16 protein-coding genes are annotated in these 17,543 nt (G+C 60.0%); 7 read left to right on the forward strand and 9 right to left on the reverse strand.

Annotated elements, in window-relative coordinates:
• Window positions 1-147: 147 nt before the first annotated feature.
• From ACQY5P_RS16420 to ACQY5P_RS16435, 4 genes are all read right to left on the reverse strand, one after another.
• The gene (locus ACQY5P_RS16420) at window positions 148-963 is read right to left on the reverse strand and encodes a dienelactone hydrolase family protein (protein WP_428407951.1); all 816 of its coding nucleotides are present in this window, start codon (window positions 961-963) and stop codon (window positions 148-150) included.
• A 220-nt stretch (window positions 964-1,183) separates the two neighbouring features.
• Window positions 1,184-1,351: a hypothetical protein gene (locus ACQY5P_RS16425; RefSeq protein ID WP_428407952.1), complete on the reverse strand. Its 168-nt coding sequence runs from the start codon at window positions 1,349-1,351 to the stop codon at window positions 1,184-1,186.
• A gap of 69 nt (window positions 1,352-1,420) precedes the next feature.
• On the reverse strand, window positions 1,421-2,059 hold the full coding sequence (locus ACQY5P_RS16430; RefSeq protein ID WP_428407953.1) for a hypothetical protein: 639 nt from the start codon (window positions 2,057-2,059) through the stop codon (window positions 1,421-1,423).
• Between the two features lie 384 nt (window positions 2,060-2,443).
• Window positions 2,444-3,424: an IS1595 family transposase gene (locus ACQY5P_RS16435; protein ID WP_428407954.1), complete on the reverse strand. Its 981-nt coding sequence runs from the start codon at window positions 3,422-3,424 to the stop codon at window positions 2,444-2,446.
• 213 nt (window positions 3,425-3,637) lie between these two features.
• Between ACQY5P_RS16435 and recA the strand changes: the two genes are divergently transcribed.
• The 3 genes from recA (at window position 3,638) to alaS (ending at window position 8,135) form a co-directional block, all read left to right on the forward strand.
• Window positions 3,638-4,720 carry a recombinase RecA gene (gene recA / locus ACQY5P_RS16440; RefSeq protein WP_428407955.1) on the forward strand — a complete coding sequence of 361 codons (1,083 nt, stop codon included), beginning with the start codon at window positions 3,638-3,640 and terminating at the stop codon, window positions 4,718-4,720.
• A 170-nt stretch (window positions 4,721-4,890) separates the two neighbouring features.
• Window positions 4,891-5,259, forward strand: coding sequence for a VOC family protein (locus ACQY5P_RS16445; RefSeq protein WP_428407956.1), 369 nt, complete (start codon window positions 4,891-4,893; stop codon window positions 5,257-5,259).
• A 215-nt stretch (window positions 5,260-5,474) separates the two neighbouring features.
• Window positions 5,475-8,135 (forward strand): alanine--tRNA ligase, encoded by a 2,661-nt coding sequence (alaS, locus tag ACQY5P_RS16450; RefSeq protein ID WP_428407957.1) that lies wholly within the window; start codon window positions 5,475-5,477, stop codon window positions 8,133-8,135.
• Window positions 8,136-8,141: 6 nt separating this feature from the next.
• Here alaS and ACQY5P_RS16455 read toward each other — a convergent pair whose 3' ends face one another.
• The 5 genes from ACQY5P_RS16455 to ACQY5P_RS16475 all read right to left on the reverse strand — a co-directional run bounded on the left by ACQY5P_RS16455 (window position 8,142) and on the right by ACQY5P_RS16475 (window position 13,214).
• The gene (locus ACQY5P_RS16455) at window positions 8,142-8,786 is read right to left on the reverse strand and encodes a head GIN domain-containing protein (RefSeq protein WP_428407958.1); all 645 of its coding nucleotides are present in this window, start codon (window positions 8,784-8,786) and stop codon (window positions 8,142-8,144) included.
• A gap of 47 nt (window positions 8,787-8,833) precedes the next feature.
• Window positions 8,834-9,493, reverse strand: a complete 660-nt coding sequence (locus ACQY5P_RS16460; protein WP_428407959.1) for a head GIN domain-containing protein — start codon at window positions 9,491-9,493, stop codon at window positions 8,834-8,836.
• A gap of 137 nt (window positions 9,494-9,630) precedes the next feature.
• Entirely contained in the window at window positions 9,631-11,010 is a 1,380-nt protein-coding gene (locus ACQY5P_RS16465; RefSeq protein WP_428407960.1) for a sensor histidine kinase, read from the reverse strand.
• Between the two features lie 80 nt (window positions 11,011-11,090).
• The gene (locus tag ACQY5P_RS16470) at window positions 11,091-11,813 is read right to left on the reverse strand and encodes a response regulator (RefSeq protein ID WP_428407961.1); all 723 of its coding nucleotides are present in this window, start codon (window positions 11,811-11,813) and stop codon (window positions 11,091-11,093) included.
• A gap of 186 nt (window positions 11,814-11,999) precedes the next feature.
• Entirely contained in the window at window positions 12,000-13,214 is a 1,215-nt protein-coding gene (locus tag ACQY5P_RS16475) for an NADP-dependent isocitrate dehydrogenase (RefSeq protein ID WP_428407962.1), read from the reverse strand.
• A 156-nt stretch (window positions 13,215-13,370) separates the two neighbouring features.
• Here ACQY5P_RS16475 and ACQY5P_RS16480 point away from each other — a divergent pair, with 156 nt between their 5' ends.
• The 4 genes from ACQY5P_RS16480 to ACQY5P_RS16495 all read left to right on the forward strand — a co-directional run bounded on the left by ACQY5P_RS16480 (window position 13,371) and on the right by ACQY5P_RS16495 (window position 17,508).
• Complete coding sequence (locus ACQY5P_RS16480; RefSeq protein WP_428407963.1) at window positions 13,371-14,183, forward strand: RNA methyltransferase; 813 nt, start codon at window positions 13,371-13,373, stop codon at window positions 14,181-14,183.
• Window positions 14,184-14,287: 104 nt separating this feature from the next.
• Window positions 14,288-14,974 carry a TIGR02466 family protein gene (locus ACQY5P_RS16485; protein WP_428407964.1) on the forward strand — a complete coding sequence of 229 codons (687 nt, stop codon included), beginning with the start codon at window positions 14,288-14,290 and terminating at the stop codon, window positions 14,972-14,974.
• Window positions 14,975-15,041: 67 nt separating this feature from the next.
• Complete coding sequence (locus tag ACQY5P_RS16490) at window positions 15,042-16,745, forward strand: N-acyl-D-amino-acid deacylase family protein (RefSeq protein WP_428407965.1); 1,704 nt, start codon at window positions 15,042-15,044, stop codon at window positions 16,743-16,745.
• A gap of 16 nt (window positions 16,746-16,761) precedes the next feature.
• Complete coding sequence (locus ACQY5P_RS16495) at window positions 16,762-17,508, forward strand: queuosine precursor transporter (protein WP_428407966.1); 747 nt, start codon at window positions 16,762-16,764, stop codon at window positions 17,506-17,508.
• Window positions 17,509-17,543 lie beyond the last annotated feature (35 nt).

Here is a 17,543-nt window from a genome sequence, read left to right on the forward strand (position 1 = left end):
GACGGCGCCGGCTCATAACGTAAATAGTTGTTACGCCATGTGGTTCCAATCCAGCGTTGACCGATTGTTGCGGCGCAAGCGGCGGCCGGCTGTGACAAGGGCGGGTCGCGGAAGCCGGCGTCACTCAGACGCCGCGCGCGCATCGTTTTACGCCGGACATCCGAGCCGGTTCTCAATGCCGTCCATCAACAATTCGGCGCCCTTTTCCGTCCACAGATTTCTGATGGAGTGGGTGCGCCCCGTATAAATCTTGCTGTGGACGGGATGTCCGTATCCTTTCAGACGGCCGACGGTGCGCCGGTGACGCTTGAGGAACGCGGGGTCTCTGCTGCCCACATACATGATGACGCATGTATTGCTCAGACGTTCGAGAAGTTCGTATTTCTCGTTTCGCAAATAACCGGGATAGGCGGTGATCGAGGCGACCCATTCCGGGTGGCGCGTGCCGATATGCAGCGACGATCGCCCGCCGTTTGAGAACCCCATGAGATGAAACCGCTCCTCCGACATGGGAAGGAGTTCGGACAGCTTTTCGAAAAGCCCGGGAAAATAGTCCTCGCCGCTGGCGACGAAGGTGCAGGAGTAACAGGGCGCGACGGGCGAGATGAAAATGAAGCCCCGGCTTACGGCTTCGCGCGCAATGTGCGAGTTCATAATGTGTTGCACATCGGCTTCTTCCTGCCCGCCGCCGACGAAATAGAGGATGACGCGGTGTCCCTCGGGGGCGAGGGTCGCCGGCCGCACGATATGGATCGTCAGATCGCCCAGGCCTTCAAACGAGAGCGTGGCGCGATGAGCGATGGCGGCTGGCGCATCCGTTGTTTCCGCAGGCTCGCTATATGTTTCGCCGGCCTTTGGGAATGGTGGGTTTGGGGATTGTGCGTTTGAGGGGAGGGCGCCCGCAAACCCCGCAAGGGTCGCGGCGATCGCGGCCCGCATGGCCCACAAAAACATGTTCCTCATGGTCCGCCCCCAATCTTTGCGCGCCAGCCTGCCTGAGGCGGCGCCCTGCGGCCACGGCGCAGGGCTCACAATCGCGTGCGCCGCGACCGAGGTCGAATCGGGGCTGCTGGAATCGCTTGGTTTGTCAAAGATAATATCGCCCCGGGGCGGGGCATATTATCTTTGACAAACCAAGGGATTTGAGAGATGGCGATTCGCCGTGCCCTAGCAGAAAATAGCCTTATCGGGGCTTTTTCGCGTTCTTTGGCTTTTCCGCCTTTTTTGAAGGCGTTTTGGCGATCTTGCGAACGACGCTTTCAAAAGCTCGCTCATCTCCGTCACAGCCGAGTTCTTTCGCTTTCTCGCGAAATTTCTCGATCTGCGGCTTTTCCTTCGTTTCGTCGCTCATGCACCGCAATTTAGGCCGGTGCGCGGGCAATGTCATCAAAAGAGAAAGGCGCGGAATCTGAGATCGAAATCACGCCCGAGATGATTGAGGCTGGTTTTTCCATACTGGAACAGGCTCATATAACGGATGATCTTTTGGAGGCGGATAAGGAATTGATTGCTGAAATTTATCGGAAAATGTTTTCGCTACATCCGGTAAATCGCCACTAACTTTGATGTGCCATAAATCAAGGTTTTTAGTCACATATTCAGTTTTGTGGCGAAATGCCAAGATGTCGTTTATCGACAGCTCTTTCTTATCTTTTTGGGCCTGCCAGTAATCGGGCGGTTGTAACCAGCAGTTTTTGGATTTCCGGCTGTCCAGCGAAGCTACACCCTTTTCATCTACATGCAGCTCGGAGATGGGAAGCCAATGAACAACTTTGTTTCTGGTATGGTCGATGTCTCGGATATGCTTGAAAGCAGAATCCCAGAACTTTTTGTAATTTGGATAGAACTGTTCTTTTAGCAACTCGTCCATTATCGATAAACGCGTTCTGGTGTTGACGATCTTGAAGAAAATCAGTGAGCCGGTTTTGTGATCTGTTTTTGCTAGCTGAATAAAACACCTAGCAATAGCTTGCTCATAAGCACCGTAGGCGCCGATAGCGTCCCCTCGGTACAAGAGTAAAAGCTCGTAGGGGCTCAAGGCGTTGAATTGTTGGGGCATCGTTTGGGCCCTTTAATAATTTGTTTACCGGAGCAAAAAAGAAAGACGGCCAGGGTCGAACCGCTAAGAACAACCCTGACCGCACCGCGAAGAAGTAATTACTTCTTACACGGCTTAGGCTTGGACCGGACGTGTGGTTTCACACGAACCGGCTTAGGTCCCGGCTTATTGCCGGTCCTTACTGTGCGAGGTTTCCTCGTACAGGCCATAGTGCATCACCTCCTTTCCCGGGCGGTAGCCCTCGCTACGGCTGCGCACGGTCAGGATGCGAATCACTTTGACGGCTAAAGATTTTCGGCGCCCAGCACCGAGAGTCCAGAGCTTTACTTATCTGTTTTTCCGTAATGCTTTTCGCGCCAGCGGATGAAATGCTCCGCCCGTTGTCTAAGCGTGACGGGCTTCACTAGCACTTCGATACGTCAGCCGCTTGCCGACGATAGAAGCGACAGCGGCTTCCGTCCGTTCCACATCGTTTACGCCTTTTGAAACGCGGTTCGTATAACGGAAATCAAACTCCGCCATGTAGCGGTGAAGATGTTGCGATGAGCAGTGTTGATAAACGCCGCGCATCCCCCGTTTGAAGACGGAATAGAAGCCTTCAACCGTGTTCGTATGGATGACCGGGTGGCGCTTGTTGACGTATTCTTCTTTGGAGTGGTTGACCGTCTTGTGCAGGCGAAACTCCGAGGCGAGCCCTTTGTAGTGCAGAGCTTCGTCGGTCATTAGGCACGCTTCCCAAGCGATGTTTTCAAGCAGGATCGGGCCAAGCGTTGAAAGGCGCATATCCTTGATAACGAACGAACGGGCGCGGCCTGTATCGCGGTCAATCAGGGAAAGAACCTTGTTCATGCGGCGGGCGCCGCGCTTGCGCTTGGTTTCCTTGCGCGGCGTATCGTAATCGGTTCCGATGAAAGTTTCGTCGGCCTCGACCATGCCGCCTTCGGAGCCGAACGGGGTGAAGTCACCCGAACGCATCGCCTCGCGGATACGATGAGACAGGAACCAAGCGGACTTGACGGTGATCTCAAGCGTCCGCGCCAGTTGATTTGAGGAAATGCCCTTCTTCGAAGAGCACATCAGGTGAATGGCTTGCAGCCAGATGTGCAGCGGGAGATGGGATTCCTCAAAAATCGTGCCCTTGCGGACGGTGAATTGCTTCAAACAGCCGCCGCACTTGCGCAGGCCGTGACGGACAACGCCCTCAGGGTTCTTTTTGGAGGGTTTCGAGCGGACGCCCTTTAGTTCGTAGATGTTATCCACGGTCCCGCAGAAGGGGCAGACAGGCCCTTGCGGCCAGATGATCGCCTCGACATAGGCGAAGGCGGCGGCTTCATCGTGGAAATGGGCTTTTGAGAGGACAGACATGGGCTTGGCTCCGAATCGATGAGCTAAATCTAGAGTTTATCCTCTGGTTTGTCAAGTATAATATGCCCCGCCCCGGGCTTGGGACAAAATTAGAACATTTCCGGAAAAATAAAGTAAAATCAGCTTATTAAATCACCTTGCCAAACGAGAACAAATAGCGTACAAACGCGCCTCGTTGACAGGGGCGGCCCTTGTCAGGCAACGGAGGCGGTGATGATTAAAGGCGGTTTGCGGGTAGTGGAGACGGGCGGCATGGACAAGTCAAAAGCGCTGGAATCGGCGATCTCCCAGATCGACAAGGCGTTCGGCAAGGGCTCGCTCATGCGCCTCGGCGACCGCGAGGTCGTAGACATTGAATCGATCTCTACGGGCTCGCTCGGCCTCGATATCGCGCTCGGCATTGGCGGCCTGCCCAAGGGCCGCGTCATTGAAATCTACGGGCCGGAAAGTTCGGGCAAGACGACGCTGGCGCTCCATGTCGCCGCCGAAGCCCAGAAAAAGGGCGGCACCGCCGCCTTCATCGACGCCGAACACGCGCTTGATCCGGTCTATGCGCAAAAGCTCGGGGTCAATCTCGACGAGCTTCTGATTTCCCAGCCCGACACCGGCGAACAAGCGCTCGAGATCGCCGACACGCTGGTGCGCTCCGGCGCCATCGACGTTCTCGTCGTCGACTCGGTCGCGGCGCTCACCCCCCGCGCCGAACTCGAAGGCGAAATGGGCGACTCGCTCCCCGGGCTGCAGGCGCGGCTGATGAGCCAGGCGCTCCGCAAGCTCACCGGCTCCATCTCCAAATCCAATACGCTCGTCATCTTCATCAACCAGATTCGCATGAAGATCGGCGTCATGTTCGGCTCGCCGGAGACGACAACCGGCGGCAATGCGCTGAAATTCTATTCCTCCGTGCGTCTCGACATCCGCCGCATCGGCGCGATCAAAAACCGCGACGAAGTGGTGGGCAACCAGACCCGCGTCAAAGTCGTGAAAAACAAGGTCGCGCCGCCCTTCAAGCAGGTGGAATTCGACATCATGTATGGCGAGGGCGTCTCGAAAATGGGCGAGCTGATCGACCTCGGCGTCAAGGCCAATGTGGTGGAGAAATCGGGCTCCTGGTTCTCCTATAATTCCGAGCGCATCGGCCAGGGCCGCGAAAACGCCAAGCAGTTCCTGCGTGACAATCCTGACATGGCCGCCGAGATCGAAGCCGCGATCCGCGCCAATGCCGGCCTCGTCGCCGAGGAAATGCTCACCGGCGAAAACACCGACGAAGACGGCGATATGGCGGCCGAGGCTTAAATTACGGACGGGTCGCGGCGCTCAAGAAGTCGCAATGATGTGAGCGCCGCGGCCCGGCTTTTCTGCACAAATTGCTTTTCCATCTCGTCCGCGAAAGCGCAGGATGAAAGAGCGCCGGACTTTGACTTCACTTAACGGGGCCCCGTAATGGGGAAGAAAGGGAGAAAGACATGATTGGATATGTGACGGTCGGAACCAACGATATGGACAAGGCCGCGAAGTTTTACGACGCGCTCCTCGCCGAGCTTGGCGCGAAGCGCATGATGGAAGGCGACACTTTCATCGCCTGGGGCGCGAGCATGGATTCGCCCGGCATCGGGATCATCAAGCCCTATGACGGCGAGGCCGCGACGGTCGGCAATGGGACCATGGTGGCTCTCGCCTGCGACAAGCCGGAAACCGTCGACCGCATCTACAAGAAGGCGATCGAGCTCGGCGCCAAGGACGAAGGTCCGGCCGGCCCCCGCGGCGACACCTTCTACGCCGGCTATTTCCGCGACCTCGACGGCAACAAGCTCAACGCCTTCTGCATGACATAGGGCTTTCGGCCTGATTGCCCCCGCGCCTGGACGGGCGGCCCGCCTGCAACCATCGCCGGACCGGGGATGTTGCGGATGGACGGGCCCGGCTCTAAGACCTTGACCGCGCCGGCTCCTTCTACGGAACCGGCGCGGTTTCTATATATGGCGCTTCCCCGCATGAGAGGCGGGCGAGGCGGGGACGCAAGACAGGTAAAACGGGACAGGCTCAAGGCATGACGTCGCTGAAAGACATTCGCGCTCAGTTTTTGAATTTCTTCGCCGCGCGCGGCCATACGGTCACGCCATCGGCCCCGCTCGTGCCGCAGAACGATCCGACGCTGCTTTTCGTCAACGCCGGCATGGTGCCGTTCAAGAACATCTTCACCGGCGCGGAAACCCGCGACTACAAGCGCGCGGCCTCGTCGCAGAAATGCGTGCGCGCCGGCGGCAAGCACAACGACCTCGACAATGTGGGCTATACTGCGCGCCATCACACGTTCTTCGAAATGCTCGGCAACTTTTCCTTCGGCGATTATTTCAAGGAAGAGGCGATCGACGCCGCCTGGACGCTCGTCCACAAGGATTTCGGTCTCGCCGCCGATCGTCTCACCGTCACCGTCTATCACACTGATGACGAAGCGTTCGATCTCTGGCGCAAGATCTCCGGCCTGCCGGAAGAGAGAATCATCCGCATCGCCACCAATGACAATTTCTGGGCCATGGGCGACACCGGGCCTTGCGGGCCCTGTTCGGAAATTTTCTACGACCACGGCGGTCACATTCCCGGCGGGCCTCCGGGCTCTCCCGATGAAGACGGAGACCGCTTCGTTGAAATTTGGAACCTCGTCTTCATGCAATTCGAACGCTTCGCCGACGGGCGTCAGGTGGAGCTGCCGAAACCCTCTATCGACACAGGCATGGGGCTGGAGCGCATCGCGGCCGTGCTGCAGGGCGTGCATGACAATTACGACGTCGATTTGTTCCGTACGCTGATCGCCGCGTCGGTCGACCTCACCGGGCGCAAGGCGGAAGGCGATGACAAGCCGGCGCATCGCGTCATCGCCGATCACCTTCGCGCCACGAGCTTCCTCATCGCCGACGGCGTCGGACCGTCCAATGAGGGCCGCGGTTACGTCTTGCGCCGGATCATGCGCCGGGCCATGCGCTATGCTCACGGGCTCGGCGCGCGCGAGCCGCTGCTGGCGAGGCTTGCGCCCGTGCTGGTGCGCGAAATGGGCGGCGCCTATCCGGAGCTCCAGCGTGCGGAAACGCTGATCGTCGAAACGCTGCGTTCGGAGGAAGAGAAATTCCGCTCGCTGCTCGAGCGCGGGCTGAAGCTGCTGGAAGACGAAACGGCCGGGCTTCCTTCCGGCGCCGCGCTGCCGGGCGAGGCGGCGTTCAAGCTTTACGATACTTACGGTTTTCCCCTCGACCTGACGCAGGATGCGCTGCGCCGCGAAGGCCGCACCGTCGATGTCGAAGGCTTCGATAAGGCCATGGCCGCGCAGAAGGCGGCGGCGCGCGCCGCCTGGGCTGGCTCCGGCGACGCCGCCGATGAAAGCGTGTGGTTCGATCTTCGCGCGGAAAACGGCGCCACCGAATTCCTCGGTTACATCCATGACGCCGCCGACGGCGTCATTCAGGCGATCGTTTCCGGCGGCAAGATCGTCGATGAAGCAGGCGAAGGCGACGCGGTTGAAATCATCGTCAACCAGACGCCCTTCTACGCCGAATCCGGCGGCCAGGTGGGCGACGCCGGCCGCATCACCACCGATAGCGGCGCCGTCATTGTCATTGAGGATGCTAAAAAACGCGCGGGCGTGCTCCACGGCCATATCGGCAAGGTTGAAAAGGGAACGGTCAAAAAGGGCGAGGCGGTTCACCTCGCCATCGATGTCGCGCGCCGCGACCGCATCCGCGCCAACCACTCCGTAACGCACCTTGCTCATGCGGCGCTGCGCGAAGTGCTCGGAACCCATGTGGCGCAGAAAGGCTCGCTCGTCGCGCCGGATCGCATGCGTTTCGATATCACTAATCCGAAGGCCATCGGCGCCGGCGAGATCGCCGAGGTCGAGCGCCGCGTCAACGCCGTCATTCGCCAGAACGGCCCTGTGGAAACGCGCATCATGCCTTATGATGATGCCGTCGCCGCCGGCGCCATCGCGCTTTTCGGCGAGAAGTATGACGACGACGTCCGCGTGCTGACCATGGGCCGCGCGCTCGATGGCGAAGACAAGCCGTATTCCGTCGAGCTTTGCGGCGGCACCCATGTGCGCCGCCTCGGCGACATCGCCCTCTTCAAGATTATTGGCGAAAGCGCTGTGTCGGCGGGCGTGCGCAGGATCGAATGCCTCACCGGCGAGGCGGCCCGAACCTATCTGGAACACGAAGCCGCGTTGGCGCGCCAGGCGTCAGATGCACTGAAAACCACTACGGAAGAGCTGCCGGCGCGGATCGAAGCCCTAATTGCTGAGCGTAAAAAGCTCGAACGCGACCTCGCCGAAACGAAAAAGCAACTCGCGCTCGGCGGCGGGGGCGGCGCTGCGGCGGCGAATGATGAAGTGGCGGAGATCGCCGGCGTCAAATTCATCGGCCGGGTTCTCGACGGCGTCGCCGCGAAAGATCTGCGCGGGCTCGTCGATCAGGCGAAACAGAAAATCGGTTCGGGCGTCGCGGCGTTTGTGGGAGTCAATGAAGGCAAGGCGGCTCTCGCTGTAGGCGTCACCGACGACCTGAAAGAGCGTCTTTCCGCCGTCGAGCTTGTGCGCGCCGGCGCCGAGGCCATGGGCGGCAAGGGCGGGGGCGGGCGTCCCGACATGGCGCAGGCAGGCGGTCCTGATGGCGCGCGCGCGAACGACGCCATCAAGGCCATTGAAAAGGCGCTTGGCGCCTAAAGCCGGTTAGCGGATCGAAACGCCGCCGCCCGACGACTTGTCGATATTGGTGTTTTTCGGCGACCCGTAAACCGTAATGTCGCCGCCGCTCGAGGCGTCGGCTTCAAGGCTTTCCGTCGCGTAGACGATGAGGTCGGCGCCGGAAGAAACATCCGCCACGGCGTTTTCGCATTTCAGCTCGCGAGCGTCGAGATCGGCGCCGCTGCTGCCGTCGGCGGTAATTGTCCGGCAACGCCCGCTCAAGACCGCATCGGACCCGGACGACACGGATGCGTTGAAATCGCCAGCGTCGATGCCGCTCGCTTTCACGTCCGCGCCGCTTGAAACGTCGACGCCGTTAAGCTCCGGCATCGTGACGTAAACCGTCACTTGCCATTTGCGGCCGGGGGAAAAGAAAGAACGGTCGTGGGTGCGTCCGATTTCCAGCGCGTCGCCGTCGCGTTCAATGCGCAACCGCTCAAGCGCTTCCGCTTCGCCTTCCGCACGCACGGAATAGGCGCCGCCTACGGTCACTTCGACGTCAACGCCTGCGGAAGCGTCGATCATGGTGAAGCCTGAAAAGTCATAGGATTGCGTGTCTGCGTAAGCGAGGCTCAGCGCACTTACGGAGGCGGCTCCCGCCGCGGCGATAATGGCGATGGTCCTGGTCATGGTTTTCCCTTCCTTTTTAGACGACGCTTGCACGCGCTTTTAAATTTTTAGTCGTCTCTGTTTGCGGTGACGGGCGACTTGATCTTGATGCGTCCTCCCGATGAGCGGTCGATATTGACGCGCTCAGGCGAACCGAAGACCGCGACATGCCCGCCGCTCGACGCATCGCCCACAAGCGCTTTCATGACAGTGATTTCTCCGTGGCCGCCGCTCGACACATCGATATTGGCGCTGCCGCAGACGAGGCCGCGCGCATCGAGATTGGCGCCGCTGGAGATATCGACCGTGCAATTGTCGCTGCGGCCGCTGATGACAGCGAAGGAGCCGCTCGACAAATCGGCGTTGAAGCGGCGCGCATCAATCTCTTCCAGCGTTGAATGGGAGCCTGACGATGCTTCGAGGGCTTCGATTTTTGGCGCCGTTACAATGACTTTATAGTCGGCTTTCTTCTGGTGCCAGCGCAGGCGGTTCCATTCCCGGGAAAGATAAAGGACGCCGTCCTCCACCTCGATTTCAAAATCGCTGAAATCGCCTTCGTCGGTCTGCACCTCGATCGTCTGTTTGCGGCCAGCCGTGGCCACCAGCTTGAGGCCGGCCGAAACCTCTATGGCCTCGAACGGGGCGAGATCGAAATTCCGCGTCTCCGCTGCGGCGGCTGAACTCAGCGCGCAGGCGGCGAGGCCGGAGATGCAAATGATTCGCAACATGGGTCTGCTCCTTAAGGGGAAATACGCAACGCCCCATCTGGTCATGCTGCCATGCAGCGCCCCCGAATGCGAGCCATATGCGCCAAACCGCCTTGAATCTGCGAGGAAGAGGAGGAAAAAGCCCGGATTTTAGGGCCTTAGGCTGGGCTCGCATATGGGTAGGTCACAATAAGCCGGGCTCCAGGGCCTTGCCCTATCCCGCTTGGCGTACGCTCGATTTCGCCGCCGAGCGCGGCCACCAGACTTTCGATAATGCGCCCGCCAAGACCGCCATGGGGATTGCTCGCCCCGGAGGAAAGCCCGACCCCGTCGTCGTCGACGGTGAGGACGCAGCGCTCGCCTTGTCCGTCTCGATGAAACGCCACATGGATAAGGCCGCTTTCGCGGCCTGCGAACGCATATTTGACGGCGTTGGTCACCATTTCCGAAATCAGGACGCCGATCGTCACCGCGTCCCGAGAGGGGATGTCGAAGGCGCCCACATCGGTCGTGATCTCGATATTCTGCTCGAAATTCAAATTGGTTTTGAGATCATCGACAATCTGTTTGATGAAATGACCAGCGGCGACGAACTCGTGATTGGTGTTCATGGCGAGGCGGCGCTGGGTCGCGGCGATGGAAAGGACGCGTCCGCGCGCGGCGCGCAGAGTCGATTTCGCTTCCTCCCCCTCCACCTGATTGGCCTGAAGACTTAAGAACGACGCCACAAGCTGGAGACTGTTGCCAACACGGTGATGCAAGTCGCGGAGCAGCGATTCGACGCGTAAATTTTCTTCTTCGAGAGATTTTTTTGCGGCCTCCAGTTCTTTCGTGCGCTCCGCCACATGATGCTCAAGCTCGGTGTTGAGCGCCATGATTTGCGTGTTGCGCGCCTGCTGCGCCCGGTTTTGCTCACGCAGCATGGCGAGCTGGAGAATAAGAAGGCCGGAAATAATGGCGAGGGCGCCAAGGATGATCTGTCCGACCAGCCTGTCGGTCGCCTGCTGTTCGTGGCGGCGTGTTTGCAACAGCGCCTGTTCTTCCCGGATCAGCATGGACATCATGTCGTTGAAGTCCGCCAGCAGCGCGTCCACATTGCTCTGGCGGACAATGCTTTCACCGGCTCGCCCGTCGCTACCCTCAAACTCGGTGATTGAACGCTTTAGCGAAGCTGTTATATGCTGCGCCTGAATATCGATGTTATCAAGGCGGAGCTGTTGTGCGGGATTGTCCCGCGTTAACTCTCTGATGTTGTCGCGGGCCTGTTGATAGGCCGCCAGTGAATTTTCATAGTCGGTTAGAAACTGTTCATCGCGCGTTATCAGAAAAGCGCGTTCGCCGATAACGGCGCCCTGAACGCCGCTCTGATATTGCAGGGCCTCGGTAATGACAGTGATGGTGTGCGTCACCAGCCCATCGGCTCGATTGCTGGCCTGATTGAAGAAAAACGCCGCTGCGGCGGCGGCGAACAGCACCAGGAGGCCGATGCCCACCGACACCAGGGCGATCATGGTGCGCTGCCGCCGGGTCAGGGTCACTTAAAGCGGCCTTCAAAAAGCGGCTCTATCCGGCGTCGCAAAAGGTGAGCTGTTGTCATGTCGCGCCTGGAGCGGGAAGTTTAAGTGATGACGCCCGCCCGGGGCATCGACAGGCCATGCACGATCGCGGCGCGCAGGGCGCGTTCGTCAAAAGGCTTGGTCAGAATGAAAGTCGGTTCGTAGTCGTCGCCGCTCAAGACGTCGTCCGGATAGGCTGTCAGAAAGATGGCGATTACCGGCAGCTCCGACGTGATGTCGCGCACCGCGTCAAGGCCTGTGCGTCCCGCGCCGAGATCGTAGTCGGCCATCACAACGTCGGGCTTGTGTTTGTGGGCGAGACGCACCGCATCGTCGGCGGTGCGCGCTGTGGCGATGACCTTGAGGCCAATGCTCTCCAGCGTCGCGGCGACTTCAAGCGCGATCACGGGTTCGTCCTCGATCACCAGCGCCGTGCCCGAGACATTTTTAGCGGCGATCCGCTTGCGTTCTTCCGATAAAAGGCGTTTGGCGTCTGCTGGGTCGATGCCGATCAGCTCGGCGGCCTGTTCCGTCTCGATGCCGATGACATCGACGAGCAGCACGAGCTGGCGAGGGGGCTCGGCGGTGAAGGGGCGCGCGGCCAGCACGGACTGGTTCGAAAAAGCGGCGCCGCCTTCCTTGCTGGCGCTGCGCCAGGCGTCATAGAAGGCCCGGAAGACGGTGATCTGCCGCTGCCGGTCTGGCAGTCCCTCCACGGTGGAATAATCGAAGCGCAGCAACGCCGCAGCCGCGATTTCATCGCCCAGAAATTGGTCCGATGTCACCGCCCGCGCGAATTGGCGGACAAAGCGGAGATCTTTTTGAAACGGCGTCAGTTTTGGCATCGCACGTCCAACCGGAGACTATCAACTTTGGCGCAGGTGGCTGGTGCTCAATAACATCCCCACGCCCGGAAAGTTCCAGTCCCGATATGGGACGCGGAGGGACGCTCCCGGACCCCTGAAGGAACCTCAGGCCGCCATGGCCTTGCGGAAGTTTTCGTCAACTTTTTCAAGGAATCCGCTGGTTGTGAGCCATTTTTGCTCCGCCCCGATGAGCAGCGCCAAGTCCTTGGTCATATGACCGGATTCGACCGTCTTGACGACGGTTTGCTCAAGCGTGGTCGCGAACTTGATGAGCGCGTCATTGCCGTCGAGCTTGCCCCGGTGGGCGAGGCCCCGGGTCCAGGCGTAGATCGAGGCGATGGAGTTGGTCGAGGTCTCTTCCCCGCGCTCATGGGCGCGGAAGTGGCGGGTCACGGTTCCATGGGCGGCTTCGGCCTCTACGGTCTTGCCGTCCGGCGTCATCAGCACGGAGGTCATCAGGCCGAGCGAGCCGAAGCCTTGCGCCACCGTGTCGGACTGGACGTCGCCGTCGTAATTCTTGCAAGCCCAGACATAGCCGCCGGACCATTTGAGGCAGGCGGCCACCATATCGTCAATGAGGCGGTGCTCATAGGTCAGTTTGTGCTCTGCGAATTTGTCCTTGAATTCCGTCTCGTACATCTCAGCGAAGAGATCCTTGAAACGTCCGTCATATTTTTTGAGGATCGTGTTCTTGGTCGAAAGATAAAGCGGATATTTGCGCTGCAGGGCGTAGTTGAAACAGGCGCGAGCGAAGTCGCGGATCGAATCGTCGAGATTGTACATGCCCATGTAAATGCCGGCGGACGGCGCGTCGAAGACGTCATGCTCGATGACGTCGCCATTCTCGCCTTCCCATTTCAGGGTCAGCTTGCCCTTGCCCGGGAACAGCATGTCGGTCGCCCGATACTGGTCGCCGAACGCATGACGGCCGATGATGACAGGCTGGGTCCAGCCCGGCACCAGACGCGGAACGTTGCGGATGATGATCGGCTCGCGGAAGACAACGCCGCCGAGAATGTTGCGGATCGTGCCGTTGGGCGAGCGCCACATCTTCTTGAGTTTGAATTCCTCAACCCGCGCTTCGTCCGGGGTGATGGTGGCGCATTTGACGGCGACGCCGTATTTCTTGGTGGCCTCAGCCGCATCGATAGTGATCTGGTCATTGGAGTCGTCGCGGCTCTTCATGCCAAGATCGAAATATTTCAAGTCGATATCGAGATAGGGATGGATGAGCTTGTCCTTGATCATCTGCCAGATGATCCGGGTCATTTCGTCCCCGTCCATTTCAACGACTGGATTATCGACTTTGATTTTTTGCATGGAATTCCCTACCGGACTTGCTGGCGCGTAAGAGATCAGGAGCGCATGTGGCTTATGGCTGGATGGAGTTTGCCGGGCTATTAGCACTGGCGGGACGGAAATGAAAAGGGGGGCGGGCGGATTGCCGGAAAAAGACGCGACAGAGGAGCCGAAGCGATGAGCCGCGAGAAACAGGGGCGCGAAGAGATCGCCGGCGGGCGACGGATGGCGCGCCGCGACGGGCTCGCCGTGCTGGGGCCAGCGCCGCTTTTCGTGCTGGTCGAGCCGCAGATGGGGGAAAATATCGGCGCGACGGCGCGGGGCATGCTCAATTTCGGGCTTTCGGGCCTACGCCTCGTCAATCCCCGCGACGGCTGGCCCAACGAGAAAGCCGGGGCGATGGCCGCGGGCGCGTCCATCGTCATCGACCAGACGCGGGTTTTCGAGTCGACAGCAGCGGCGCTTGCGGGTTGCCAATATGTGCTGGCGACGACCGCCCGTCCGCGTGAGGCGCTTCTGCCCGTCCTGGAACCGGCTGCGGCGGCGGCGGAAATGAAGCAAAGGATCGGACGCGGCGAAACCTGCGCTGTTCTCTTCGGCGGCGAGCGGGCCGGGCTTTCCAATGAAGACGTGATGCGCGCTGACGGCATTGTTTCCATTCCCGTCAATCCGGCTTTCGCATCGCTCAATCTCGCGCAGGCCGCCCTCATTGTCGCCTATGAATGGGCGAAGGCGGACGGGCGCGCGGCGCCGGCGTCGGAGCTCGACATCGCGATCCCTGCGCCGCGGGAGGATTTCGAGCGCTTTTTCGACCATCTCGTCGCGGAGCTCGACAAGGCGGGCTATTTCTTTCCGGAAGCAAAGCGCGCCAATATGGAGCGCAACTTGAAGGTCGCCTTCATGCGCGCCGGGCTGACGGAAGGGGAAGTGCGGTCATTGCGAGGCGTCATCAAGGCGCTGGCGTCGCAGCGCGGCGGCGCCGACAAATAGCGCCACGGCCCCTTGCTTTTCCAGCCGGTCCGATGCTGGACAAGCGCGCACGCTTCTTTAAAAAAGCTGGCTCGAAACCGATTGTTCCGGATGGCGCGATCAGAATGGAAGAACAGACTAAGCCTGCGATTATCGCGCATCATGAAGTCCGGGACATATTCCCGACCAACATCATCGTGGCCGAGATAGAGGACGCTGCGGCGCTGAACGCCAGATTGAAAGAAACAATCTTGGCGCGCAAGCAGGTTTCGGAAGGCATCACCCGCTCCAATGTCCTCGGCTGGCATTCGGACAGCAAGATGCTGAAATGGGGCGGCGAAGCTGCGCAGCGACTCGCCCAGGCCATGATGCAGCTTTGCGGTCAGCATACGAAAGATATCGGCGCTACATCAGGACGGCCCCGTTACCGGATGTCTATCGATATGTGGGCCAATGTCTCGCCCGCGGGCGCCTCGAACCAGTATCACGCTCACCCGTCCTGTCTGTGGTCGGGGGTTTATTATGTGGATGACGGCGGCGATCCGGAGGGCGGGCCCTTGGTTCTTCTCGATCCGCGCTTTCCCATGAATCGGATGTATTCTGCGGATTTAGTTTTCGTGGATCAGAACGGCGCGCACCAGAACACCAAGGAGCGTTTCGCGCCCACGCCGGGGCGGATGGTGATTTTCCCGTCCTGGCTCATGCACGGGGTCCGGCCGCATTCCGGACCAGGGGACAGGATTTCAATCGCGATCAACCTTGCGGCGCTGCCCGGCGCAGGCGCCTCCCTGAATGTCAGCCTGACAGGATAAGCGCGGCCTGCTTGCAAATCAGCGACAAAATAGCCGAAGTTCGACGCGGATAAAGGAGCGGGGATCTATGCTGAAACAAATCGCGGGCGCATTGGCGCTTTTGCTCGCCGCTTGCGGGGGCGGACCTGAAGCGCCGGAAGATTACGATGTCATCATCCGTGGAGGGACGGTCTATGACGGCTCCGGGAAGCCCGGAAAAACGGCTGATGTGGCGATCACGGAGGATCGCATCGCAGCGGTGGGTGATCTGGGCGACGCCGAAGCCGAAACCATCATCGACGCCGAAGGTCTCGCCGTGGCGCCGGGCTTCATCAACATGCTTTCATGGGCGGTGGAAGACCTGATCGAAGACGGGCGCAGCCTTGGCGACATTTCCCAAGGCGTCACCTTGGAGGTTTTCGGCGAGGGCGTTTCCTACGGTCCGTGGTCGGAGGAGGTCAAGGCCCAGGCGAAGGCGCGCCAGTCCGACATATATTATGATATCGAGTGGACGACGCTGGGCGAGTATCTGGAATTCCTCGAGCAGAAGGGCGTGTCGCCCAATGTGGGGTCCTTTGTCGGCGCTACGACCTTGCGCGCCGATGTCATCGGCTACGACAATCGCGCCGCGACGCCGGAAGAGCTTGAGGAAATGCAGGAGATGGTTCGCGTAGCCATGGGCGAAGGCGCCATGGGCGTCGGCTCCTCGCTGATCTATGCGCCGGCGAATTTCGCGAGCACCGAAGAACTGACGGCGCTTGTCGCCGCCGCCTCTGAATCCGGCGGCATGTATATTTCCCATATCCGGTCCGAAGACGAAGAATTGCTCGAAGCCGTTGACGAGTTGATCGGCATTGCGCGCGCCACCGGCGCGCCGGCGGAAATCTATCACCTGAAGGCGAGCGGGCGCGCTAATTGGGGCAAGCTCGACGATGTCATCGCCAAGGTCGAGGCGGCGCAAGCGGAAGGGCTGAAAATCACCGCCGACATGTACGCCTATCCGGCAAGCTCCACCGGCCTCGACGCTGCGATGCCTTTGTGGGTGCAGGAAGGCGGCTACGAGAAATGGGCGGAGCGCCTGCGCGATCCTGCAATCCGCGCGCGCGTCGCAAAGGAAATCCGCGAGTCTACAGACACGTTTGTCAGCGGCATCACCAACGCAGGCGGACCCGAAGGGGTTTTGCTAGTCGGTTTCCGCAATCCGGACTTGAGGAAATATATCGGCAAGACGCTGGCGGAAGTCTCAGAGGAGCGCGGAACGCCTTACGAGGAAACGGCCATGGATCTCGTCGTCGAAGACGGCAGCAGGGTGCAGGTCGTTTACTTTTCAATGTCGGAAGAGAACATCAAAAAGAAGATCGCGCTCCCCTGGGTCAGCTTCGGTTCCGACGGCGGCTCCATGGCGCCGGAAGGCGTTTTCCTGGAGCAGAGCACCCATCCGCGCGCTTACGGAAATTTCGCACGCATCTTCGCCAAATATGTGCGCGACGAAGGCGTCATTACCATTGAAGAAGCGGTCAGGAAACTGACGTCGCTGCCGGCGGGCAATCTCAAACTGAAAGACCGCGGGCTTCTGGCGCCCGGCTATTACGCAGATGTCGTCGTGTTCGATCCGTCTGAAATTCAGGATAAGGCGACTTTCGCCGAACCGCATCAGCTTGCCGTCGGCGTCGAGCATGTCTTCGTGAATGGCGTCCACACATTGAAAGACGGCGGGCATACAGGCGCCAAGGCGGGCCGTGTGGTGCGCGGCCCCGGCTGGACGGGCTGGGGCGAAGCGGCGGATCATTAGAAAAGGGGACGGCCGCATGGCCCAGCAAAAGGCGCTTGAACGCATCGATCACGCAGATGCGCTTCATAATCACCGATTCAAATATTACGACTTCGCCATGGCGGCGACCTGCGTGATTATCGTGTGTTCGAATATCATCGGCGCCGGCAAGGCGGCGACCGTCTTCGGCTTCACCTTCGGCGCCGGCGTCCTCTTTTTTCCACTCTCCTATGTGCTCGGCGACGTTCTGACCGAAGTTTACGGTTACGCGCGCGCGCGCCGCGTCGTCTGGGCCGGCTTTGCGGCAGCGGCGTTTGCAGCGGGCATGGCCGCGGTCATCACCGCCATGCCGCCCGCCGCCTGGTGGAACGAAGATCTTGGCGGCGTCGACAAACAAACTGCGTTCGCCCTCAATTTCGGTCAGGCGCCGCGCATCGTCGCCGCGTCATGTCTTGCGATCTGGGCGGGCGAGATGGCGAACGCCTTCGTCATGGCGCGGATGAAAGTCGCTTCCGGGGGCAAGCATCTCTGGCAGCGGACCATCGGCTCCACCATTGTGGGGCAGGGCGTCGATACGCTTATCTTCTATCCGCTGGCCTTTCTCGGCATATGGACGTTGGAAGGCGTGTTGACGGTGATGGCGACCAATTACGTCTTGAAAGTGCTCTGGGAAGCTGTCCTGACGCCGGTCACCTACCGAGTTGTCGGGATGTTGAAGCGGGCCGAGGGCGTCGACGTCTATGACGCGGATACGGATTTCACGCCATTTTCCGTCAGATCTTAGTATCGCTGCTTGTTGCGCTTGAAGCCCGGTGGAGT

The organism is Hyphococcus sp. (assembly GCF_965267305.1).
Lineage (GTDB): Bacteria > Pseudomonadota > Alphaproteobacteria > Caulobacterales > Parvularculaceae > Hyphococcus.

What these genes read in the sequence shown, in the direction of transcription:
- ACQY5P_RS16435 (WP_428407954.1), bottom strand. Translation starts at nt 3,424, where the DNA reads ATGTCTGTCCTCTCAAAAGCCCATTTCCACGATGAAGCCGCCGCCTTC.
- ACQY5P_RS16460 (WP_428407959.1), bottom strand. Translation starts at nt 9,493, where the DNA reads ATGTTGCGAATCATTTGCATCTCCGGCCTCGCCGCCTGCGCGCTGAGT.
- ACQY5P_RS16430 (WP_428407953.1), bottom strand. Translation starts at nt 2,059, where the DNA reads ATGCCCCAACAATTCAACGCCTTGAGCCCCTACGAGCTTTTACTCTTG.
- ACQY5P_RS16475 (WP_428407962.1), bottom strand. Translation starts at nt 13,214, where the DNA reads ATGCAAAAAATCAAAGTCGATAATCCAGTCGTTGAAATGGACGGGGAC.
- ACQY5P_RS16485 (WP_428407964.1), top strand. Translation starts at nt 14,288, where the DNA reads ATGGAAGAACAGACTAAGCCTGCGATTATCGCGCATCATGAAGTCCGG.
- ACQY5P_RS16495 (WP_428407966.1), top strand. Translation starts at nt 16,762, where the DNA reads ATGGCCCAGCAAAAGGCGCTTGAACGCATCGATCACGCAGATGCGCTT.
- alaS (WP_428407957.1), top strand. Translation starts at nt 5,475, where the DNA reads ATGACGTCGCTGAAAGACATTCGCGCTCAGTTTTTGAATTTCTTCGCC.
- ACQY5P_RS16490 (WP_428407965.1), top strand. Translation starts at nt 15,042, where the DNA reads ATGCTGAAACAAATCGCGGGCGCATTGGCGCTTTTGCTCGCCGCTTGC.
- ACQY5P_RS16445 (WP_428407956.1), top strand. Translation starts at nt 4,891, where the DNA reads ATGATTGGATATGTGACGGTCGGAACCAACGATATGGACAAGGCCGCG.
- ACQY5P_RS16480 (WP_428407963.1), top strand. Translation starts at nt 13,371, where the DNA reads ATGAGCCGCGAGAAACAGGGGCGCGAAGAGATCGCCGGCGGGCGACGG.
- ACQY5P_RS16455 (WP_428407958.1), bottom strand. Translation starts at nt 8,786, where the DNA reads ATGACCAGGACCATCGCCATTATCGCCGCGGCGGGAGCCGCCTCCGTA.
- ACQY5P_RS16420 (WP_428407951.1), bottom strand. Translation starts at nt 963, where the DNA reads ATGAGGAACATGTTTTTGTGGGCCATGCGGGCCGCGATCGCCGCGACC.
- recA (WP_428407955.1), top strand. Translation starts at nt 3,638, where the DNA reads ATGATTAAAGGCGGTTTGCGGGTAGTGGAGACGGGCGGCATGGACAAG.
- ACQY5P_RS16425 (WP_428407952.1), bottom strand. Translation starts at nt 1,351, where the DNA reads ATGAGCGACGAAACGAAGGAAAAGCCGCAGATCGAGAAATTTCGCGAG.